General features: G+C 60.0%; 12 protein-coding genes and 1 pseudogene. 10 read left to right on the forward strand and 3 right to left on the reverse strand.

What is annotated here, in order from left to right:
- Positions 1–39: 39 nt before the first annotated feature.
- On the forward strand, positions 40–1,860 hold the full coding sequence (typA, locus tag J2W17_RS16820; RefSeq protein ID WP_150744900.1) for a translational GTPase TypA: 1,821 nt from the start codon (positions 40–42) through the stop codon (positions 1,858–1,860).
- 179 nt (positions 1,861–2,039) lie between these two features.
- On the opposite strand, the gene J2W17_RS16825 is transcribed toward typA, so the two are convergent.
- Entirely contained in the window at positions 2,040–2,480 is a 441-nt protein-coding gene (locus J2W17_RS16825; protein WP_102136469.1) for a YkgJ family cysteine cluster protein, read from the reverse strand.
- A 258-nt stretch (positions 2,481–2,738) separates the two neighbouring features.
- Here J2W17_RS16825 and J2W17_RS16830 point away from each other — a divergent pair, with 258 nt between their 5' ends.
- From J2W17_RS16830 to J2W17_RS16850, 5 genes are all read left to right on the forward strand, one after another.
- Complete coding sequence (locus tag J2W17_RS16830) at positions 2,739–5,189, forward strand: glycogen/starch/alpha-glucan phosphorylase (protein ID WP_307336210.1); 2,451 nt, start codon at positions 2,739–2,741, stop codon at positions 5,187–5,189.
- Between the two features lie 302 nt (positions 5,190–5,491).
- Positions 5,492–8,713, forward strand: a complete 3,222-nt coding sequence (locus tag J2W17_RS16835) for a DUF2339 domain-containing protein (protein WP_307336212.1) — start codon at positions 5,492–5,494, stop codon at positions 8,711–8,713.
- Complete coding sequence (locus J2W17_RS16840) at positions 8,710–10,080, forward strand: DUF3999 domain-containing protein (protein ID WP_307336216.1); 1,371 nt, start codon at positions 8,710–8,712, stop codon at positions 10,078–10,080. The genes J2W17_RS16835 and J2W17_RS16840 overlap by 4 nt, the downstream gene beginning before the upstream one ends.
- A gap of 303 nt (positions 10,081–10,383) precedes the next feature.
- Complete coding sequence (locus J2W17_RS16845; RefSeq protein WP_307336219.1) at positions 10,384–11,394, forward strand: class 1 fructose-bisphosphatase; 1,011 nt, start codon at positions 10,384–10,386, stop codon at positions 11,392–11,394.
- Positions 11,395–11,397: 3 nt separating this feature from the next.
- Entirely contained in the window at positions 11,398–12,000 is a 603-nt protein-coding gene (locus tag J2W17_RS16850) for a DUF924 family protein (protein WP_307336222.1), read from the forward strand.
- 118 nt (positions 12,001–12,118) lie between these two features.
- Here the strand turns inward: J2W17_RS16850 and J2W17_RS31140 are convergent.
- A pseudogene (locus J2W17_RS31140) lies at positions 12,119–12,261 on the reverse strand (hypothetical protein); the annotation flags it as partial.
- Positions 12,262–12,497: 236 nt separating this feature from the next.
- Between J2W17_RS31140 and J2W17_RS16855 the strand changes: the two are divergent.
- Both J2W17_RS16855 and J2W17_RS16860 read left to right on the forward strand, forming a co-directional pair.
- Complete coding sequence (locus J2W17_RS16855) at positions 12,498–12,752, forward strand: hypothetical protein (protein WP_128872236.1); 255 nt, start codon at positions 12,498–12,500, stop codon at positions 12,750–12,752.
- A 31-nt stretch (positions 12,753–12,783) separates the two neighbouring features.
- Positions 12,784–13,353 (forward strand): lipocalin family protein, encoded by a 570-nt coding sequence (locus tag J2W17_RS16860; protein ID WP_307336226.1) that lies wholly within the window; start codon positions 12,784–12,786, stop codon positions 13,351–13,353.
- A 201-nt stretch (positions 13,354–13,554) separates the two neighbouring features.
- Here the strand turns inward: J2W17_RS16860 and J2W17_RS16865 are convergent, their stop codons facing one another.
- Positions 13,555–14,919, reverse strand: coding sequence for a formimidoylglutamate deiminase (locus J2W17_RS16865; protein WP_307336229.1), 1,365 nt, complete (start codon positions 14,917–14,919; stop codon positions 13,555–13,557).
- A 200-nt stretch (positions 14,920–15,119) separates the two neighbouring features.
- Here J2W17_RS16865 and hutC point away from each other — a divergent pair, with 200 nt between their 5' ends.
- Together hutC and J2W17_RS16875 are read left to right on the forward strand one after the other, a co-directional pair.
- Positions 15,120–15,788: a histidine utilization repressor gene (gene hutC / locus J2W17_RS16870; RefSeq protein WP_237140722.1), complete on the forward strand. Its 669-nt coding sequence runs from the start codon at positions 15,120–15,122 to the stop codon at positions 15,786–15,788.
- A 9-nt stretch (positions 15,789–15,797) separates the two neighbouring features.
- The gene (locus J2W17_RS16875) at positions 15,798–16,367 is read left to right on the forward strand and encodes a HutD/Ves family protein (RefSeq protein ID WP_307336232.1); all 570 of its coding nucleotides are present in this window, start codon (positions 15,798–15,800) and stop codon (positions 16,365–16,367) included.
- Positions 16,368–16,672: the final 305 nt, after the last annotated feature.

Raw genomic sequence — 16,672 nt, forward strand, 5'->3', positions numbered from 1 at the left:
ACTTGTCAGCACACCGAATCCTCTGATCGAGATACACAAGTGATCGAAAATCTACGCAACATCGCCATCATTGCTCACGTTGACCATGGTAAGACCACCCTGGTAGACAAACTCTTGCGTCAATCCGGCACCCTGGAGCGCAACGAGCTCAACGACGAGCGCGTGATGGACTCCAACGACCAGGAGAAAGAGCGCGGTATTACCATTCTGGCGAAAAACACCGCCATCAACTGGAACGGCTACCACATCAACATCGTGGACACCCCGGGCCACGCCGACTTCGGCGGCGAAGTTGAACGCGTAATGTCGATGGTCGACTCCGTTCTGCTGCTGGTTGACGCTCAAGACGGCCCTATGCCGCAAACCCGTTTCGTGACCAAGAAGGCGTTCGAAGCCGGCCTGCGTCCGATCGTGGTGATCAACAAGGTTGACCGTCCAGGCGCGCGTCCGGACTGGGTTCTGGACCAGATCTTCGACCTGTTCGACAACCTCGGTGCTACCGAAGAACAGCTGGACTTCAAAGTCGTCTACGCCTCGGCCCTGAACGGCATTGCCGGTCTGGAACACACCGACATGGCTGAAGACATGACCCCGCTGTACCAGTCGATCGTCGACAACGTACCGGCGCCGAAAGTCGACCGTGACGGTCCGTTCCAGATGCAAATCTCGGCACTGGACTACAACAGCTTCCTGGGCATCATCGGCGTTGGCCGTATCGCTCGTGGTCGCGTCAAGCCGAACACCCAGGTTGTGGCGATCGATGCCGACGGCAAGCGCCGTAACGGCCGTATCCTGAAGCTGATGGGTCACCACGGCCTGCACCGTGTAGACGTTGAAGAAGCAGCTGCCGGCGACATCGTCTGCATCAGCGGCTTCGACCAGCTGTTCATCTCCGACACTCTGTGCGACCCACTGAACGTCGAAGCGATGAAGCCGCTGACCGTTGACGAGCCAACCGTTTCCATGACCTTCCAGGTTAACGACTCGCCGTTCTGCGGTCGTGAAGGCAAGTTCGTCACCAGCCGTAACATCAAGGAGCGTCTGGACAAGGAACTGCTCTACAACGTTGCCCTGCGCGTTGAAGAAGGCGACACCGCCGACAAGTTCAAAGTCTCCGGCCGTGGTGAGCTGCACCTCTCGGTACTGATCGAAACCATGCGTCGCGAAGGCTTCGAAATGGGTGTCGGTCGTCCGGAAGTGATCATCCGCATGGTTGACGGCGTCAAGCACGAACCGTACGAAAACGTGACCATCGACCTGCCGGAAGAATCGCAAGGTTCGATCATGGAGCAGATCGGTATCCGTAAAGGCGACCTGACCAACATGGTTCCGGATGGCAAGGGCCGTGTGCGCCTTGAGTACAACATCCCGGCTCGTGGCTTGATCGGTTTCCGTAACGAGTTCCTGACCCTGACCTCCGGTGCAGGCATCCTGACCTCGATCTTCGACCGTTACGACGTGATGAAGTCCGGCGACATGTCCGGCCGTCAGAACGGCGTGCTGGTGTCGGTTGCCACTGGTAAGGCTCTGACTTACTCGCTGGAAACCCTGCAAGCTCGCGGCAAACTGTTCCTGGGTCACGGCGAAGACGTGTACGAAGGTCAAATCGTCGGCATCAACAGCCGCGACAACGACCTGGGCGTCAACCCAACCAAAGGCAAGAAGCTCGACAACATGCGTGCTTCGGGTAAAGACGAAACCATCGCTCTGGTTCCGCCTATCCGTTTCACCCTGGAACAAGCGCTTGAGTTCGTGCAAGAAGACGAACTGTGCGAAGTCACTCCCAAGTCCATCCGTCTTCGCAAGAAGATCCTGGGCGAAAGCGAGCGTACCCGCGCTGCCAAGAAAAGCGGCAACTGAGTTTCGACTTCGTTAGCAGCTAAAAAAACGCCCCCGGATCGTGAGATCCAGGGGCGTTTTTTTATGTCTGGGATTTATGCGGTGTTTGTTCCGGCCTCTTCGCTGGCAAGCCGGCTCCTACAGGTGTACGCGGTCAATTGTAGGAGCTGGCTTGCCAGCGAAGGCGGCTTAACGGTCGATCAGAACTTCTCGAGGGTCCGACGGCTCTCGCTGGTCTCACGCGCCACTTCTTTAGGTTTGTAAGCGCAATACCCCGGCCGAGGTCCGATTTTCGGGTGATTACGGCAGGTATCCGGGCGCTTTTCATAAATAGTGCACAGACGGCTCTTACGATCCAGGTACAGGCAATCGTTGTTGCTCATGCGCTGGAGGGTGAAGATTTCGGATTTCTGATTGTAGCGCTCGACGATCCCTTCCTTCTGCAGGCGCTTGGCGATGTTTTTCGCTGGCTCGCCGCGCTCGAATTCGTCGACAATGCCGATCCGGATCAGGTCCTTGATCTTGACCTCGACCGGCAGTGTGCAGCAACTGGATACACAGGAGCCGCACATCGGCGCAGAGTATTTGGCCCAGGTATCGAGGCGATCGATTTCCGCGGCGGCGATCAGGTTGGACTTCATCATCGGTTGTACCAGCGTGTGCATCAGGGCGCGCGATCATACCGGGACTGGTGGATTTTTGAACAACCTTTCGCCAGAATTTTTCATGAAATGCCCAATAACGGCTGTATTCCGGCACGGGGCCTGCATTCTTTCCGGTGTGCGACAAGGTAATGTCCATCTATCTCGCACTAACGGGACAAACTGCCGAACCAGAGTTCCAACGGCCTGTCTGACCGTCTAGGCTCAACTATTCCATGCTCGCTCGAGGTCCTATCGATGACTCAAGAACCACTTGTTCGCGAAGCAGAGGTGGCCGCATTTCGCGACGCCGTCTTGACCAAACTCACCTATGCGGTGGGCAAAGACCCGGATCACGCCTTCGACCACGACTGGTTCGAAGCCATTGCCCTGGCCGCGCGCGATCACATGGTCGAGCACTGGATGGACCATACCCGGCAGATCTACCGCAAAGGTCAGAAGCGGGTTTACTACCTCTCCCTGGAATTTCTCATTGGCCGGCTGCTCTACGATAGCCTGAGTAATCTCGGTCTGCTGGATGTGGCCCGCGAGGCGCTGACCGAACTCGGCGTCGACCTCGAGCGCATCCGCCTGCTGGAGCCCGATGCGGCCCTTGGCAACGGTGGCCTCGGTCGTCTGGCCGCATGCTTCATGGAAAGCATGTCGACCCTGGGCATCGCCGGGCACGGCTACGGCATTCGTTACGAGCACGGCTTGTTCCGTCAGGCGATCGTCGATGGCTGGCAGCAGGAACAGACCGAGCACTGGCTGGATTTCGGTAACCCGTGGGAATTCGAGCGGCCGGAGGTGGTTTATCCGATCGGTTTTGGCGGCAGCGTCGAAACCGTTACCGACGACACAGGCAAATCCAAGCAAGTCTGGACCCCGGCTGAAACCGTTCGCGCGATCGCCTACGATACCCCGGTGGTCGGCTGGCGCGGGTCGAGCGTCAACACGCTGCGCCTGTGGCGTGCCCGTGCCATGGAAGATTTGCACCTGGAGCGTTTCAACGCCGGCGACCACTTGGGTGCCGTAGCCGAAGTCGCCCGGGCCGAAAGTATTTCCCGCGTACTCTACCCGGCCGACAGCACCGAAGCCGGCCAGGAACTGCGCCTGCGCCAGGAATACTTCTTCGTCGCCGCGTCTTTGCAGGACTTGCTGCGGCGCCATCGCAACATGCACACCTCGGTCCTGACCCTGGGCGACCACGCGGCCATCCAGCTCAACGACACTCACCCCTCGATCGCAGTGGCCGAGCTGATGCGTCAGCTGGTTGACGTGTACGACGTGGCATGGGATGCCGCCTGGCAGGTCACCGTCGACACGCTGTCCTACACCAACCACACGCTGTTGCCGGAAGCGCTGGAAACCTGGCCGGTCGGGTTGATGGAGCGCATGCTGCCGCGGCACATGCAGATCATTTACCTGATCAACGCCCAGCACATCGACTCGCTCAGGGCCAAGGGGGTCCATGACTTCGAAGTGCTGCGGGCGGTGTCGCTGATCGAGGAAGACAACGGTCGTCGTGTGCGCATGGGTAACCTGGCGTTTCTTGGTTCCCACAGTGTCAACGGCGTGTCCGCGCTGCACACGCAGCTGATGCGCAAAACGGTGTTCTCCGAGCTGCACAAGCTCTATCCGGAGCGGATCAATAACAAGACCAACGGCATTACCTTCCGCCGCTGGCTCTATCAGGCCAACCCCGAACTGACCTCGATGATGGTCGATGCCCTCGGCCCGGATCTGCTCAATAACCCTGAAGAGCGTTTGCGCGACCTGGAACCTTTTGCCGAGAAGGCCGTGTTCCGCAAGGCGTTTGCCGACCAGCGCCTGCACAGCAAGAAAGCCCTGGCGTATATCATCCACGAGCGACTGGGGGTGGCGGTCAACCCGGCGGCGATGTTCGACGTACAGGTCAAGCGGATACACGAGTACAAACGCCAATTGCTGAACTTGCTGCACACCGTCGCGCTGTATCAGGCGATTCGGGCGGAGCCGGAAATCGACTGGGTGCCGCGGGTGAAGATTTTCGCCGGCAAGGCCGCCGCCAGTTATCACCAGGCCAAGCTCATCATCAAGTTGACCAACGACATTGCCCGGGTCGTCAACAACGACCCCACCGTGCGCGGCTTGCTCAAAGTGGTGTTCCTGCCCAACTACAACGTCAGCCTGGCGGAAAGCATCATTCCGGCTGCGGATTTGTCGGAGCAGATTTCTACCGCAGGGTTCGAGGCGTCGGGCACCAGCAACATGAAGTTTGGCCTCAACGGTGCGTTGACCATTGGCACCCTGGATGGCGCCAACGTGGAAATGTGCGAGTTCATCGGTGCCGAACACATGTTTATCTTCGGCCTGAGCGCCCAGCAGGTCGAGGCGCGCAAGCAGAACCAGGAGTTCAATGCGACGCCTGATATTGCCGCGTCCCATCGGCTCAATGACGTGCTGCAGGCGATTCGCGGCGGCGTGTTCTCGCCAGATGATCCGTCCAGGTATACCGGGCTGATCGATTCGCTGATCGACTATGACCGCTTCCTGGTCTGTGCCGATTTCGATTCGTACTGGGATGCGCAGATGCGAGTCGAAGCCCATTGGCACGATTCTCAGGCATGGTGGCGTTCGGCGGTATTGAACACCTCGCGGATGGGCTGGTTCTCTTCCGACCGGACTATTCGTGAGTACGCCACGGATATCTGGAAAGCGCTGGAATAACTTTTAACAGTAATTGCGAGCCAGGTCCGACGGTTGTCGGGCTTGATCGATATACTCGGCACCAACCTGATCCCTGTGGGAGCGGCGGTGCGGCGATCCGACTTGCTCGCGAAAGCGGACTGACATTCGACATCATTGTGAATGTGATGGCCTCTTCGCGAGCAAGCTCGCTCCCACATTGGGTTTGTGGTGCAGATGCAAGCTGCGCTCACACTGGATTCCGGGGGGCTGGTCATTAGACTGAACCAGGCGCTGTACCGTCTGGATTTGCCCCACGGTGGGGCTGCTTAGGGATATCGACCATGCAATGGATGCTCATGCTGATTGGGCTGGTGCTGGGCTGGATGCTCGACGAGTCGTTCAGCGATGCGCTGTTGGGCGCACTGCTCGGATTGGGGATCGGTCAAGCCATCCGTATCAGCCGTCTGGGTTCACAGGCGGCGGAGCAACGCTTGCTGCTTGAGCAGGCACAGGTTGCGCTGCATGCGGTGGAGCAACGTCTGGCTTTGCTGGAGGTGTCGGGCTGCAAACTGCCTGAAGCCAGTGAACCCGCTCCGTCCGCTGACATCATTGTTGATATAGCCTCTATCGAATTCCCCGAATTGATCTGGGAGCTGCCGCCCGAACTCGAACCGATGGCCGTCGCGGCCATCGAAACCACGCGTGCGCCCTATGTCGATGCCTGGAAACCCGAACCGGTTTCCCGCGAACCTCAACCGCCCACAATTCCCCGCGACCCCGATTTCATAGAGCGCACGATCAGCGTCGCCCGCGCCTGGCTGTTGGGTGGCAACACCGTGCTGCGAATCGGCGTGGTGCTGTTGTTCCTCGGCCTGGCGTTCCTGCTGCGCTATGCCACCGAAGGTATGGTGGTGCCGATTGAATTGCGTTACGCCGGTGTCGCGACGGCGGCATTGGGCCTTCTGGGGCTGGGTTGGTGGCTCAGGGCGCGCAACGGTCATTACGCATTGATGTTGCAAGGTACCGGGATTGCGGTGTTGTACCTGACCGTGTTTGCCGCGATGCGCCTGCATCCGCTGCTCGATCCCTCCGCCGCGTTAGGCTTGCTGGTCGCGGTGACAGTGTTCTCGGCGATTCTGGCCATTACCCAGGACGCTTTGGGACTGGCTGCCGCTGCGGCACTTGGCGGTTTTGCGGCACCGCTCCTGACCTCCACCGGAGCCGGCAGCCACGTCGCGCTGTTCAGTTACTTTGCCTTGCTCAACGCCGGCATCTTCGCCATCGCCTGGTTCAAGGCCTGGCGGTTGCTCAACCTGATCGGTTTCGTCGGCACCTTTGGCATCGGTGTCGCCTGGGGCCTGCGTTCCTATACGCCGGACCTGTTGTGGAGCACCGAGCCGTTCCTGATTCTGTTCTTCCTGATGTACCTGGCCATCGGTCTGCTGTTCGCCCGGCGCAAGCTGCTGGAAATGCCCGACGCGACCGAGGAGGACCGTCGCGAGGCCCTGCTGCGTGGGGTGGCGCGCAAGGGCGACTATGTCGACGGCACCCTGCTGTTCGGCCCGCCGCTGGTGGGCTTCGGTTTGCAGTTCGCGCTCGTCCAGCACTTGGAGTTCGCCGCGGCATTCAGTGCGTTGGCGCTGGGCATGATCTACCTGGGGCTCGCCCGATTGCTGATGGGGGGCCGGGCCTTGCTGCTGGCAGAGACCTGTCTGGCGTTGGGTGTGATCTTCGCCAGCCTGGCGATTCCGCTGGGGCTCGACGCCCGCTGGACAACTGCAGCCTGGGCAGTGGAAGGCGCGGGTATTTTCTGGCTCGGCCTGCGTCAGCAACGAACGCTGGCCCGGGCCTTTGCCTTGCTGCTGCAACTGGGTTCGGCACTGGTGTTCCTCAGTGAACTGCGAGCGGGCGAAAGCAGCCTGCTCGACGGGGCGCCGTTGGGTGCGTTGATGCTCGGCGCGGCGTTGTTGTTCAGCTTCTATCAGTTGCGCAGAGCTTTGCCTGAACAGATTTCGCGGTGGGAGCGTGACGGGCAGCCGGTGCTGGCCAGCCTCGGCCTGGCCTTTCTCTACTTGCTGGCGCCGCTGGTCTTCTTCACCCAAGGTACGGCAATCAGTTGGGCGCTGGCGGGGTTGGCGACGCTGTTTGTCGGCCTGCGCCTGCATTCGCGGACGTTCCTGTTCAGCGCTTTTGCCGTGCAATTACTGGGCGGTGCGGCGTTCCTGCTGGCCGGGCACGGTCTGCTCGGGCCATTGGCTGGCGAAGGTCTGCGCCCCTTGGCGCATGGCGGTTTCTGGCCCCCCCTGGTGCTGGGCCTGGCCGCGCTGGTCGGAGCCTGGCGTTTGCAGCTCGGCAACCATGGCATGGCTTTTGATTCATTGAACATGCCGCGTTTGTCCGACGTGTTGCTGATGTGGGGCGCGGGCTGGTGGACGCTGGCGTGGCTCAGTGAAGTGCTGCGTTTTGCTCCGGTGCATCTGCAAGCGACGTTGTTGCTGTTCGTCGCGGCAATCAGTGTCGCCTTGTGGGCAATGTTGGCGCTGCGTCTGAAATGGCCGTCGCTGGGATTGCTCTGCACCGTACTGATCCCCGCTGCCGGTCTGGTGTTGCTGGCGGGTTGGCACTCGCGTTATCACCCGGCTGCCAATATCGCCTGGCTAGCCTGGGCAGCAGTGTTCGTTGTGCATTTCATCTCCCTGCGGCGCCTGGCGCCGATGATGCCGGCGCGCCCCCTGGGTGTCGCCCATGTCCTCGGCTGTTGGCTGCTGATCGGTGTGCTGGCGCTGGAACTGCGCTACGGCTTGCTGTCGTTGTCCGAGCATTACAACGCCTGGCGCTGGTTGGGTTGGGCATTGCTGCCGAGCCTGTATCTGGTGCTCGCGGCGGTGCCCCGTACCTGGCCTTGGCCGGTGTCGGCTTATCCCCTGCAATACCGAGTGTACGCGGCAGTGCCCCTGGCAATCTTGATGCTCGGCTGGTTCTGGCTGGCGAACATCGTCAGTGATGGCGCTGCCGAGCCGCTGCCCTATGTGCCGCTGATAAACCCGCTGGAGTTGGGCCTGCTGTTCACGCTGTTCGGCCTATTCGTCTGGTCCCATAGCGCGGTGACGCAAGGGGGGATTCGCAAGGATTGCGCCGCGCATGCCACGCAGTTGATCGCCGGGATTTCGCTGTTTGCATTCTTTACCGCGCTGGTGATGCGCACCGCCCACCACTGGGGCGATGTGCCGTTCGAGCTGGATGCCTTGCTCGAATCCATGCGGGTGCAGGCCGGTCTTTCCATCGTCTGGACCTTGATCGCCCTGAGCCTGATGATCGGCGGTCATCTGCGACATCGCCGCGAGGTCTGGCTGATCGGAGCGGCGCTGATCGGCGTAGTGGTGGCCAAGCTGTTCTTCGTCGAATTGAGTAACCGCGGTGGGCTGGCACGGATCGTGTCGTTTATCGGCGTCGGCGTATTGCTGTTGGTGGTCGGCTATTTCGCCCCGTTACCTCCCAAGCGCACTGATGCTGTGCCTGATCCTGCAGCACCGGCCCCGCAAACCGAAGGAGTGTCACCTTGAGTCAGAAGCTGATCCTCTGGTTGGGCGCTGTTGCGATGGGTGTTGCGCTGTCGGCTCATGCCCGGGAAACACCGGCGGATTTCGCTACGCAGGTGCCGTTGACCGTCAGTGGTCAAGGCCCATGGTATCGATTCGAGTTGCCTCTGGATGTGCAACTGAAGGCGCGACAAACCGACCTGGGCGATGTGCGCGTGTTCAATGCCGCCGGTGAGGCCCAGGCCTACGCCCTGGCTCGGGCGCCCGTGCGAACCAGCCAGAACCGCACCCTTACCGAGGTGAAATGGTTCCCGCTGTACAACTCGGCGGATGCCGCCGAGCAAGCGCCGAGCATCCGGGTGCGATCAAGCGCCAACGGCACGCTGGTCGACGTGCAACCCTCCACTCAGCTGGAGGCGGGCGAAGAAGTGCTGCGCGGCTGGCTGCTCGACGCCAGCGGTATCAAGGCGCCGTTGCAGCAATTGATCCTCGATTGGAGCAGCGAGCGCGAAGGCTTCCAGCGTTTCAGCATCGAGGTCAGTGACGACTTGCAGCATTGGCAATCCTGGGGTGAGGGCCAGATTGCGCGATTGACGTTTGCCGACGAACGGGTCGAGCAGCATGAAATCGCTCTTCCAGGTCAATCGGCGCGCTATCTGCGCTTGCTGTGGAATGCGCCGCAGTCGGCGCCGATACTGACTTCGGCGCAACTGGAGAGTGTCACCACTCGCAGCCTGCCGACGCCATTGGTCTGGTCACAATCATTGGCCGGCACTGCCATCAAGGCCGGTGAATACACCTGGCAATTGCCGATGGGTTTAAATGTCGAGCGTTTGCAGGTTGAACTCAGCCAACCCAACAGCCTGGCCCCCGTGACCTTGTCCGGCCGTCGGGAAAGCAGTCTACCGTGGCAGCCGTTTGGCGCTGGTTTGCTCTATCGACTGACCCAGAATGGCGAGGATGTGGTGCAGAACGAATTGCTGCTGCCGGGGCATACCGTGCAGCAATTGAAGCTGACAGTGGATGAGCGAGGCGGAGGCATCGGTGAGCAAGCGCCGACGGTGAAGTTTGCGGTGCGCTCCATACAACTGGTGTTCCTGGCGCGCGGAGCCGGCCCTTACACGCTGGCGTTGGGGAATGCGACGGTGAAGGCGGCGAACCTGCCGCTGTCGACGCTGATACCGGACTTCAGCGCGGCGAAGTTGGCGACGTTGGGCAAGGCTACGGTTGATGGCGGGGCGGTTGGCACGTCGACTTCGACGGTAACAACGGCGGTGACACCTGACGCGAACTGGAAGACATTCGGGTTATGGGCGGTGTTGTTGCTGAGTGTTCTGTTCCTGGGGGCGATGGCGTTCAGTTTGTTGCGCAAGCCTGCTGCCAGATCCTGAGAATGGCTGGCGCTGCGCGCCATTCGCGAGCAGGCTCGCTCCCACAGTTGTTCCCGGCCGTACTCAGAACTTGTGCCCGCTGGAGATCAAGTGTGGGAGCGAGCCTGCTCGCGAAGACTGAATGACAGGCAAAGAAAATCTCGAATCTGCCATCAATCTTCAGCTCACATCCCATCCGTTTCGAACTACGCTCAACTGGGCACATGAACTCTATTGGGTGTAACACGTCTGATAGGAGGAAATGCGCCCCGACTCGCGTTAAACTGCGCGGGTTTTTAGCCCCCCATTCCACCGGAGCCGTCCATGTCCCGCGTTACCCTGAGTCGCTATTTGATTGAGCAGACCCGTAGCAATAACACCCCTGCCGATCTGCGTTTCCTGATCGAAGTGGTGGCGCGTGCTTGCAAAGAGATCAGCCACGCCGTGTCCAAAGGCGCCCTGGGTGGTGTTCTGGGCAGCATGGGCACTGAAAACGTCCAAGGCGAAGTGCAGAAGAAACTCGACGTGATCTCCAACGAGATCCTGCTCGAAGCCAACGAATGGGGCGGTCACCTGGCCGGCATGGCGTCCGAAGAAATGGACAACGCCTACCAGATCCCGGGCAAATACCCGAAAGGCGCGTACCTGCTGGTATTCGACCCGCTGGACGGTTCATCGAACATCGATATCAACGCACCGGTCGGCACCATCTTCTCGGTACTGCGTTGCCCGAACGAGCATCTGAGCCAGAACGAATCCCTGAGCGAAAAAGCCTTCCTGCAGCCAGGCACCCAGCAAGTTGCCGCCGGTTATGCGATCTATGGTCCACAGACCATGCTGATCCTGACCCTGGGGGACGGCGTGAAAGGCTTCACCCTGGACCGTGAAATGGGCAGTTTCGTGCTCACCCATGAAGACATCAAGATCCCGGAGTCCACTCAGGAGTTCGCGATCAACTCGTCCAACCAGCGTCACTGGGAAGCTCCGGTACAACGCTACGTCAGCGAATTGCTGGCCGGTGAAGAAGGCCCGCTGAAAAAGAACTACAACATGCGCTGGGTCGCCGCGATGGTTGCCGATGTGCACCGCATCCTGACCCGTGGCGGCTTGTTCATGTATCCGCGCGACAGCCGCGAGCCGTCCAAGCCGGGCAAGCTGCGCCTGATGTACGAAGCCAACCCGATGTCGTTCCTGGTTGAACAGGCCGGCGGCGCTTCCACCGATGGCCATCAGCGCATCCTCGACATTCAGCCTGAAGGCCTGCACCAGCGCGTGGCGGTGTTCCTCGGCTCGAAAGAAGAAGTCGCACGCGTCACGGCTTACCACAAGGAATAAACCATGCCCGCGCCCTGGCAGCCGTTGCTTGATTGGTGGTTCGGAAGCTCCGGGTCAGCGAGGGAAGTGGCGGCGCAGAAGGGCAAGTTGTGGTTTGGCAAGCGCGACAGCCAGGACCTCGATGCGCGCAAGCGTTTCGGGGACTGGACCGGGCAGGCACTGGCCGGCGGATTGACCGAGTGGATGCAACATCCCGAAGGTTGGCTGGCCCTGGTGCTGTTGCTCGATCAAATCCCGCGAATGATTTTTCGCGACTCTCCCAAATCCTTTGCTGGCGATCTCAGAGCTCAAGCCCTGGTAGCGCAAGGCATTGCTGCGGATTTTGATTGGCAGTTGCGGCCTATCGAACGGGTATTCATCTACCTGGTGTTCGAGCACTGCGAAAATCTGGCTGTGCAGAATGAGGCCGTTTCCCGGTACATCGATCTGGTTGCGCAACAGCCGGAGTCCGATCGGACACTGTTCAATGATTTTCTGAATTATGCCGAGAAGCATCAGCAGGTGATTGCGCGGTTTGGACGGTTTCCGCACAGGAATGCGGTGTTGGGAAGGGAGAGTACGGCTGAGGAGTTGGCGTTTCTCTCCAAGCCTGGATCAAGGTTCTAGATATTTGTTGTTGCTGATGCCGTCATCGCGGGCAAGCCCGCTCCCACAGTGTTCTCCTTCGTACACAGATTTGTGGTCATCGAAGATCGCTGTGGGAGCGGGCTTGCCCGCGATGAGGTCAGTGAGAGCGATTTAGCCTGAAGCTCCCCACCAACTGCTTCAATCGCGCCGCTTGCCGCTCAAGATCGGCACACGCACGCAATGTCGCCTGCAGGTTCTCCACCCTTGCTGGTTCAGCGTGTTGATCTCGGTAATGTCGACTTGTGTAGGAGCGAGCTCGCACCTACTTGTGTCGACTGGCCGGCGCCTAAGATTAGGCGACTTTCGCCAAAAACGACGAAATATCCAACCGCACAATAAAGGGGCTGATTTTGCGCAAATCACGCAGACCGATGGCAAAACAAATAGCCGAACGGTCAGGGAACCACATGAGGGTTTTCTCTTCTAAGCTTCTGCTTGGCAGACATGCCATTCCCTTTCGCCCCAGGAGCTACACCATGTCGCTGCGTTCTATCGCCCTGCTTTCGTTTTGCGTGTTGTTGGCTGCGTGCAGCAAGGTCAATCAGGAAAACTATTCGAAGCTGTCGGCAGGCATGCCCAAGGCCGAGGTGGAAACCTTGCTGGGTAAACCTGCCGACTGCTCGGGCGCGCTCGGCATGTCCAGCTGCACTTGGGGCGACAAAAACAGCTTCATCAGCGTGCAGTACGCCGGTGACAAAGTGCTGATGTTTTCCGGCCAAGGTCTGAAGTAATCCGGGGCTATACGCCCACGGGAGAAAAACAATGAAGCGGTTACTGATCTTACTTTTTGCCGGCCTGATACTAGCCGGCTGCGCCACTTCTGGCGAAGACCCGTTGGCACCCAAGACCGTCGACAGTGTCAACCTCAAGCGTTACCAGGGGACCTGGTACGAACTGGCTCGTCTGCCCATGTACTTCCAACGCAACTGCGCGCAGTCCGAAGCCCATTACACCCTCCAGCCTGACGGCAACGTGCTGGTGTTGAATCGCTGCCTGACTTCGGACTGGCAATGGGAAGAGGCCAAAGGCACGGCGTATCCGCAGGTACCGGGCAAGACCGACAAGCTCTGGGTCGAATTCGACACCTGGTTCTCGCGTTTGCTGCCAGGTGTGGCAAAGGGGGAATACTGGGTGCTGTACGTCAGCGACGACTACAAGACCGCCATCGTCGGCGACCCGAGCCGCAAGTATCTGTGGCTGCTGTCACGCACCCCGACGGTCAATGGGGTCGTGCGTGAAGAACTGCTGAGTAAGGCGCGTCAGCAGGGTTACGACACCACGCGGCTGATCTGGCGCACGTCGGACACGAAGATGGCCAAGACCTCGAACTGAGTACGCATACCCCCTGTAGGAGCTGGCTTGTGTAGGAGCTGGCTTGCCAGCGAAGGCGGCCTATCAGTCAACATCATCGTTGAATCTGGTAGGTGGCCTATCAGGCAATATCATCGTTGATTCTGATGCCCTCTTCGCTGGCAAGCCAGCTCCTACAGGGGTTATGCGTCAGTCCAGCCGGTCGCGTACAGGGGTTTTGCGTCAGCCCAGCAACTCGCGCAAGACCCGGGTAAACGCCCGATTGCTCTCTTCTTCGTCGGCATGACGCCTGTCACGCACAACCCACTGGCCATTGACCAGCACATCGCGCACCTGGCGATCGCCACCGGCAAACAACCACCGATTCAAAATCCCGTCACCACTGGCCGTAGCCAGGTATGGATCATTGCCATCCAGCACCAGCCAATCCGCGCGCTTGCCAACTTCCAGTGCGCCGATCGCCTGCCCCAGCGCCTGAGCCCCGCCATCCAGCGCAGCGTCATACAGCGTGCGGCCAACCATTGGCTGATCCGCGCCATACAGCCGGTTGCGCCGCTGATCACGCAGACGCTGGCCGTACTCCAGCCAGCGCAATTCTTCCACCACACTGAGCGACACATGGCTGTCGGAACCGATGCCCATGCGCCCGCCCTGGGCAAGGAAATCCACCGCCGGAAAAATCCCGTCGCCGAGGTTGGCTTCGGTGGTCAGGCACAGGCCGGCGATGGCGCGACTCCTGGCCATCAGTGTGACTTCTTCCGGGTTGGCGTGGGTGGCGTGGACCAGGCACCAGCGTTGATCGACTTCGGTGTTTTCGTACAGCCATTGCAGCGGACGCCGGCCACTCCACCCCAGGCAGTCATCGACTTCCTTCTGCTGTTCGGCGATGTGAATGTGTACCGGACACGTTTGGTCGCTGGCAGCCAGCACTTCGCTGATCTGTTGCGGTGTGACTGCGCGCAACGAGTGGAAACACAAACCCAGCGACTGTGCCGGCTGTTGCGCCAGGATGGGCTGCAAGCGCGACTGCAGCTTGAGATAGCTGTCGGTGCTGTTGATAAAACGCCGTTGGCCGTCGTTCGGGGCCTGGCCGCCGAAACCGGAATGGCTATACAGCACGGGCAACAACGTCAGGCCGATGCCGGCGGAACTGGCCGCCTGGCTGACGCGCAGGGCGAGTTCGGCGGGGTCTGCGTAAGGCTGGCCATTGCCGTCGTGATGCACGTAATGAAATTCCGCGACCGAGGTGTAACCGGCCTTGAGCATTTCGATGTACAGCTGACGCGCGATGACGCCCAGTTGATCCGGGCTGATTTTTCCGACGAGGCGATACATCAGATCGCGCCAGGTCCAGAAACTGTCGTTCGGATTACCCGCCACTTCCGCCAGCCCGGCCATGGCCCGCTGGAATGCGTGGGAGTGCAGATTGGGCATTCCCGGCAGCAGCGGACCGCTTAGCCGTTCGGCGTCATCTGCATGAGAATCGGCCTGGATGTGGGTCAGGATGCCCTCGGCATTGACCTCAAGACGTACATTGTTGGCCCATCCACTAGGCAGCAGCGCGCGTTCGGCAAAGAAGGCGGACATGGTTCAGCACCCCATCGTGTGTTATTTGTATATACATATACAGACGTTTGCCTGCCCGGTAAACTCCGGCAAGCTAGCAATCTCTATCAGATGAACAAGGATTCACCGTGCCGACTCCGCCAGCCACATTGCCGCCAAATGCCAATCTGAGCGCCAATCTGGGCGACAGTCCGGCGCCCTTGTACGCCCGCGTCAAGCAAATGATCACCCAGCAAATCGACAGTGGAAACTGGCCGCCGCACTACCGCGTTCCGTCGGAAAGCGAGCTGGTCAGTCAGCTGGGCTTCAGCCGCATGACCATCAACCGCGCCCTGCGCGAGATGACCGCCGACGGTCTGCTGGTGCGCATGCAAGGCGTCGGGACTTTCGTTGCCGAGCCAAAAAGCCAGTCCGCGCTGTTTGAAGTGCACAACATCGCCGACGAGATCGCCTCCCGCGGCCATCGCCATGCCTGCAAGGTGATCATCCTTGAAGAAGAAGCGGCCGGTTCCGAGCGGGCCCTGGCGCTGGACATGCGTGAAGGCCAGAAAGTTTTCCACTCGCTGATCGTGCATTTCGAAAACGATATCCCGGTGCAAATCGAGGACCGCTTCGTCAACGCGCTGGTGGCGCCGGATTACCTCAAGCAGGACTTCACCCTGCAAACGCCCTACGCCTATCTGAATCAGGTCGCGCCGCTGACCGAAGGCGAGCACGTGGTCGAGGCGATCCTGGCCGAGCCGTCCGAATGCAAATTGCTGCAGATTGAAAAAGGCGAGCCGTGCCTGCTGATTCGTCGCCGGACGTGGTCCGGCCGTCAACCGGTGACGGCCGCCCGTTTGATCCACCCGGGTTCGCGCCATCGCCTGGAAGGGCGCTTTCACAAGTAAGGGGCATTGATGAGTCAGTTGAAGATCTTGCGCGCGGCCGACTACCCGCGCATGCCGTGGAAAAACGGCGGCGGTAGCACTGAAGAAATTACCCGTGATGCAGGCGCCGGTCTTGATGGTTTCGGTTGGCGCCTGTCGATTGCCGACATTGGCGAATCGGGCGGCTTCTCGACGTTCGCCGGTTATGAGCGGGTGATCACCGTGCTGCAGGGCGAGGGCATGACCTTGCGCGTCGACGGCCAGGACACTCGGCCATTGTTACCGCTGGACCCGTTCGCCTTCAGCGGCGAGAGCCAGGTGTCCTGCGCACTGCTTGGCGGGCCGATTCGCGATTTCAACCTGATTTATGCACCGCAGCGTTATAGCGCACGGTTGCAATGGCTGGCGGGTGAGCAGCGGTTTTTCAGTTCGGCCGGGACTGTGCTGGTGTTCAGTGTTACCGAAGCGCTGGAAGTGAAGGTAAGTGACAGCGACGCTCAGTTGGGTCGCCATGATTGCCTGCAGCTCGACGGTAACGCGGGTTTGCTGGACGTCTCCGTGAACGGCCAATGCTGCGTGATTGAACTGACTGCACGCTGATCCACCACCCTGTCGCGGGCAAACATGGCCCCTTGTAGGAGCGAGCTTGCTCGCGAAGGTCGTGAACGATAACGCGTAGAACCAGATGCCCCGCGGTGCGTTCAGGTTCTTCGCGAGCAAGCTCGCTCCTACAGGGGGTCATGTTTGCCCGCGATGTCGTTTCCCTCCCCCAAATCCGTTTCTCACAGCGCACCAACTTGTTACCGAACGCCCCAGCGTGGCGCAAAACCATGCTCAAGTAACAGCCTTCACCCTCCCGCAAAAACTCCCCCGAAAAATTTCATCTTCGTCAGAGCCCTTGATCC

The sequence above is a fragment of the Pseudomonas lini genome, assembly GCF_030812475.1.
Classification (GTDB): domain Bacteria; phylum Pseudomonadota; class Gammaproteobacteria; order Pseudomonadales; family Pseudomonadaceae; genus Aquipseudomonas; species Aquipseudomonas lini_A.